This is a genomic window from Dactylosporangium sp. NPDC051485, from assembly GCF_040682015.1.
GTDB lineage: Bacteria > Actinomycetota > Actinomycetes > Mycobacteriales > Micromonosporaceae > Dactylosporangium.
Genome location: NZ_JBFAZW010000240.1, coordinates 1 through 3303, shown reverse-complemented (window position 1 = coordinate 3303; position 3303 = coordinate 1). Strand labels below are relative to the sequence as shown.

Below are 3303 nucleotides of genomic sequence, written 5' to 3'. Positions count from 1 at the left end.
CACCGCCCACCACAACCACCACCAACCCCGACACCATCGAGAACACCCTCACCACCATCTGGCAACAGACCCTCCACCTCAACCACATCAACCCCTACGACAACTTCCTCGACCTCGGCGGAGACTCGCTGGCCGCCATCCGAGTGGCCGCCTTGGCTCGGACCCGCGGCATCGTTCTCCCGGCGCACGCGGTCCTGCGGGCTGACTCGCTGGCTGCGCTCGCCGAGCGGGCCCGCCGTATCCCAGACTGCGGCTCGCGGACACCGCCGGTCACGGTCGCCGACCGACCGAGCGGTGCCGGTGTCGAGGTGCCGTTGCTACCCATGCAGCACGCGTTCTTCGGGCGCCGCCGCCCCGATCCCAACTGGGCGAATCTGGCCGGGCTGTTCCTGCTGCCGGGTGAGTCGCTCGACGTCGCCCGCCTGCGCGGCGCGCTGGTCGCCACGTCCGGGCGGCACGAAGCGCTCCGTGTCCGCTTCCAGCGCGTCGGCGACCGCTGGAGCCAGCAACTGGGTGCCGACCCCGCCGTCGCGCTCGACGTCGCACCGCCGATCGCGGGCGCTATGTCGGCTCAGGACGTGGCCCGATCCGCCGGGGAGTGGCAGCGCTCGCTCGACATCACGGCGGGCCCCCTCGTCCGCCTCGTGATCATGCCCGGGTCGGTCACCGGCGCGCAGGCTCTCATCGTCGCGCACCACCTCATCATGGACGGCTGGTCGTGGCAGCTGTTCCTAGACGATCTCGCGTCGGCGTACGCCGACCCCGACTCCTTCGCGGCAAGCAACTCGGCCGCCACCGTCCCGTACTCCACCTGGGCCACGCTGCTCGCGGAGCGCGCCGGCGACGCGCAGAGCGCCGCGGAGGCCGGGTACTGGAGTGACCTGCCGCTGTCCGAGGTGACCCCCGTCCCGCGGGATCGACCGGACGGAGCGAACACCGCGGGCCTCGCCGAGTCAGTCGTCCGACGGCTGGACACCACGGCAACGGCCCGCCTCGCGGGGTCCACGCTCGGCGGGCGACGCGTTACGGCACTGGAAATGCTCATCACAGCATTCGCGGCGGCGTACCGGCGCTGGACCGGCGCAGGACTGCAGGCGCTGCGGGTGCTACACCACGGCCGCGACGCGATGCCGGACGTCGACGCCACTCGCACGGTGGGCTGGCTGGCCGCTGACTATCCGCTCGTCCTGGAGACTCTCATCGACGAGCCGAGCAAGCTGCTCTCCGCTGTGCGCGACCAGATGCGCGCCGTCCCGCGCAGCGGGTGCGGGTACGGCGTACTGCGCCACCTCGGCCCCGACATCATGACGCGGGCCCGGCTTCAGGCCCAGCCCACGCCGGAGGTCAACTTTAACTACCTCGGAAGCCAGGACACGCTTGGCCCGGATCCGGGCCGTTGGACAACAGTCCCCGAGACCGTCCCCGGCCGGTTCAGTCCCGACGAAAGCCGGGGAAGCGTCCTGCAGATCCGCGCCGTGGTCCACCGGCAACGACTGTCGCTCGACCTCCAGTACAGCCGGGCCATCCATCAGCGCCAGACCGTTGAGGCGCTCGCGGACGGGTTCGTCGACGCGGTGCACGGCATACTCGCTCAGGCTGAGACGCCACCGACGGGGAGCAGGTGAGCGGTGGCCACCCTATCGAGTTTCGTCGTCGGTGCCGGGCCACTGGCCCGCAGTTGCCTGGATCACCTGCTCAGCCGCGGACAGGCGGTGGTCGGCGTACTTACACACGATCCGGCACTCGCTGCATGGGCCGGGGCGCGGGAGCTGACCTGTCTGTCCTGGGCTGAAGCGGAAAGGCTTGACCAGCCACCCGCCTACGACGTGCTGTTTAACGTCGTGAACTGCCGCCGAATCCCGAGTCGTATCGCCAAAGCCGCGACCCGGATGCGGGTCAACTACCACGACTCGCTGCTACCGGGTCACGCCGGCTACTTCTCCACCACTTGGGCGATCCTCGCCGGTACTGCGGTCCACGGCGTCACGTGGCACCTCCTTGAGGGTGACATCGACACCGGACCCGTGCTCGTCCAGCGGGAGGTCCCGGTCGCCGACGACGACACGGTGTTCACACTCAACACGAGGTGCTTCGAGGCCGCCGTCGAGTCGTTCACAGAACTCGTCGGGAAGATCGAGGCCGGCGACGCCCGCGCGACCGCACAGGACCTGACTGGGCGCACGTTCGCCAGCCTGCAGACCCGGCCGTTCGCCGCTGGCCTCGTCGACTGGCATTGGCCGGCGGAGACCATCAGCCGATTCGTCCGAGCGCTCGACTTCGGCCCGACCGCCAACCCGATGGCGACCCCGAAGACCGTACTGGACGACGCGGTCGCCCTCATCGAGTCCGCGGAGCCGCTCTCGTCGCGCACCGATGCCCCGCCGGGAACCATCACCGCCATCCAGGGGGCGACGATCCGGGTGACCACCGGTGACCTCGACGTGACAGTCAGACTCGGCGCAATCACGCATCCGGCCGCCCCGCTCCCAGCCGCAAACGTGTTCGCCCACGCGCGCGTCGGACACCGCCTCACCAGCCCGGACCCGGCCACCGCCGATCGGATCCGGCAACTGTACGAGGCTGCGGTGCCCGCAGAGCGCCGTACCGTCGAGCGACTCACGACACTGCTCGGCAACCGACCGGCCGCAGCGGCGACCCGGCCGCCGTCCGGCCGGCGTCACCGCGTGCCTCTGGTCCTCGACGACCGCGCGCGGGAGGCCATCCAGCGACACGGCTGGGACACCAGGGCGGCGGTCCTCACCGCGTGGCACGCCGTGGTCTGCACCGCCACAGGCGCCACGACAACCGAGGCATGGTGGGCCGACGACCGGCTGCGCGCAGCGGCGGCCGACGCCACCCACACCCTCTCCCACCAGGCCGGCGCCGCGTTCAACCACGACCCCACACAGCCGGTGGCCGAGACGCTCTCGGCCGTCGCCGGGACCCTCCGGGGGCTGTCGACATCCCGCCCCTCCGCCGCCGACATCGTGAACCGGTACCCGGACCTGCGAAGGCTCGCCGACCGGAGCCCGACCGGGATACCGGCTGCCATCGTGGGAAACCCCAACGACCGGGACGCGGAACTCGCGGCACACCGCGACACCGCGCTCATCGAACGGGCCGGCGACGAGTACGAACTGGACCTCGACGCGGACCGGTGGCCGCGCGAGCCGGCCGAGATGCTCGTCGCCCGCATCAGCGCCTGGCTCGCAGCTGCGGCGGTGGATGTGGGTCGGCCGGTGGGTGATTTGGTGGTGTTGGGGGAGCCGGATCGGCGGTTGTTGGCGCGGGTGAACGACACTG

At 71.1% G+C, this 3303-nt stretch carries 2 protein-coding genes; both read left to right on the top strand.

Going from position 1 to position 3303, the window contains the following annotated elements; genetic code table 11:
* The coding region (locus AB0M46_RS51190) for a condensation domain-containing protein (RefSeq protein WP_363349026.1) at positions 1-1625 on the top strand (1625 nt) is incomplete at its 5' end.
* 264 nt (positions 1626-1889) lie between these two features.
* A partial coding sequence (locus AB0M46_RS51185) for a formyltransferase family protein (protein WP_363349024.1) occupies positions 1890-3303 on the top strand: 1414 nt, incomplete at its 3' end.